General features: G+C 71.8%; 2 protein-coding genes. Both read right to left on the bottom strand.

Features of this window, described 5'->3' with window-relative positions; all coding sequences use genetic code 11:
* Window positions 1-157: 157 nt before the first annotated feature.
* Complete coding sequence (locus tag ABD652_RS13530; RefSeq protein ID WP_344722276.1) at window positions 158-952, bottom strand: GolD/DthD family dehydrogenase; 795 nt, start codon at window positions 950-952, stop codon at window positions 158-160.
* Window positions 949-2,436 (bottom strand): RbtT/DalT/CsbX family MFS transporter, encoded by a 1,488-nt coding sequence (locus ABD652_RS13525; protein WP_344722274.1) that lies wholly within the window; start codon window positions 2,434-2,436, stop codon window positions 949-951. Before ABD652_RS13525 ends, ABD652_RS13530 begins: the two co-directional genes overlap by 4 nt.
* Between the last annotated feature and the right edge of the window lie 72 nt (window positions 2,437-2,508).

Here is a 2,508-nt window from a genome sequence, read left to right as displayed (position 1 = left end):
GAGCTCGACGCGCAGGGCTGAGTCGGCAGACCCAGCGATGGCTCTGGAGTTCGGGCCTGAACTCCCTCAATACGAGAGGGGTTCCGGCCCGAACTCCAGAGCCATCGGTCGTGTGCGGGTCCGGACGGCGCCGGGCCTCGGGAGCCCCGAGGACGGCTCACACGATGGTGAAGCCGCCGTCGATGCGCAGGTCGGCGCCGTTGACCATCGCCGCCTCCGTCGAGGAGAGGTAGACGACCGCCGCGGCGATCTCCTCCGGCTCGGCGAATCGACGCGTCGGGATCTGCTCCTTATGCGCCTCGCCGTGCGGACCGTCCCAGGCCTGCTTCCCCAGCTCGGTCATCACCACAGTCGGCGAGATCGTGTTGGCGGTGACGCCGTGCGGCCCGAGCTCGCGGGCCAGCGACGCCGTCAGCCCGAACAGCCCGGACTTCGAGGCGCCGTAGGCGGCGTGCTGGTCCAGGGCGACGTGCGCCGCCTGCGAGGCGATGTTCACGATGCGCCCGTGCCCGGCCTCCTTCATCCGCCGGGCGGCGGCCTGACAGGCGTGGAACGTGCCGGTCAGGTTGACCGAGAGGATCGTCTCCCAGGTCTCCGGCGCCAGCTCCTCGACGGGGGCCAGGGCGACGACGCCGGCGGAGTTGACCAGGATGTCCATCCGGCCGTGCGCGTCGGCGATGTCGCCGAAGACCTCCTCCACCGCCGCGGCGTCGGTGACGTCGACCGTGCGGGTGTCGACGCCGCCGCCGTCGGGGTGGTCGGCGCGCAGCCGGGCGGTCGCGACCTGGAGCCGCTCGGCGTCGCGGTCGACGAGCACCACGGTCGCGCCCTGGCCGGCGAAGCCGCGGGAGACGGCCTCGCCCAGCCCGGAGGCGCCGCCGGTGACGACGGCGACGCGGCCGGTCAGGTCGAAGAGCCGCTCGGGGCGCGGGGCGTTCTCAGTCGGGCTCATCGCTCTCCTCCTCTCAGGTCAGCGGGGTCGGCGGCCTCGGCGACGGGGGCCTGTCCTCCTGCAGGAGTCGGACTCTGCGGGGTCTCGACGCGGGCCGGGTCCAGCTCCTCGGCCGGGCGACGCCGGCCGAACAGCCGACCGTGCTTCTCCTTCTCCTCGTCCTCGGGGACCTCCAGGTGGCGGATCATCAGGAAGGCGCAGCCGTAGAGGGCGACGAACACCCAGACGACCAGGGAGTTCCGCGCGAAGTCCCCCATGCCGAACCACTCGGCGACGGTGAACACGACGGCGACCACGGCCGAGCCGAGGAAGGTCGCCCCGCCGGCGGCGGTGGTGTACATCGCCATCGCCGCGCCCTTGTGGTCCGGGGCCAGCGCCGGCATGATCGCGCCCATCGGCACGAATCCGGCCAGCAGGCAGCCGAAGACGCAGCCGGCGACGACGGAGAGCAGGTAGCCCCAGGTGGATCCGGCCGGGACCAGGTGCGGGACGTACCACCAGAGCAGCAGGCCGATCGCGGAGCCAGTGATGCCGAACCACTTCACCGTCCGGCGCCAGCCCCAGCGGTCGCCGATGGCGCCGAAGACGGCGTTGACCAGGATGTTGGTCGCGTAGACGGCGACGGTCATCGCCAGCCAGCGTGACTGGCCCCATTCGAGGGTGGTGGCGATGACCGCCGGCAGCACGATGAACATGCCGAACTGCGGGGCGGTGTTGATCAGCCGGACCAGGAAGCCCATGGCCACCCTGCGATTGGTGAACGTCAGCCGCAGCCCGGCGGTGATCACCTGCATCGACGTCTCCCCCTCCGGGGCGAGGCGCCGGCTGCCGCGCGCGTCGCGCACGCCGAACCAGCCCACCAGGAACCCGAGGGCGACCAGTCCGCCGGCCAGCCACATCGCGCCGGTCTCGCCGACGCCGCCGACGCCTCCGCCGCCGAAGGCCGGGATCGCACCGATCGCCACCAGCGAGCCGAGCGTGGGCAGCCCGCCGGTGTACATCACGTAGAACCAGCCGATCGCTGTGGAGTTCCGCTCCGGCGGGGCGGTGACGTTGATCCAGACCAGGAAGGCGAAGGCGAACATCGGGAAGCCGAAGCCGCGCAGGAAGTAGGTGACCGCGGCCATCTCCACGCTGCCCAGCGAGAGCGCGACGAGGAACAGCACCTGGAACAGCAGGAAGACCGCCGCGCCGACGGCCATGACCCGGCGCGGCCCGAAGAGGTCGGAGAGCGCCCCGGCCAGGTAGGAGGCGATGAGCACCGAGACCGAGTGTCCGGTGATGATCGTCGAGACCGTCGCCTCCGGGGAGCCGAGGACGTCGACCATGTGCGGGGTGAGGATGTTGGACTCCACGCCGACGCCGGTCATCACCAGCAGCACGGCGAGGAAGCCGAAGCGCAGCAGATGCGGGATGCCGATGCGGTCCAGCCGCGTCTCGTCAGGGTGCCCGGCGGCCAGCGGGCCTCGCGTCGCCGTCGTCATGCGGTTTCGCCTCCGATCAGGTGGGCGGCCGATCCGGCCGGGATGGGGCCGTTGGGCAGGATGGAGACTTTG

Origin of the sequence: Nesterenkonia halobia (assembly GCF_039536005.1) — a bacterium.
Classification (GTDB): domain Bacteria; phylum Actinomycetota; class Actinomycetes; order Actinomycetales; family Micrococcaceae; genus Nesterenkonia; species Nesterenkonia halobia.
The sequence above is the reverse complement of the archived record's forward strand: the minus strand, read 5'-3'. Positions and strand labels throughout refer to the sequence as shown.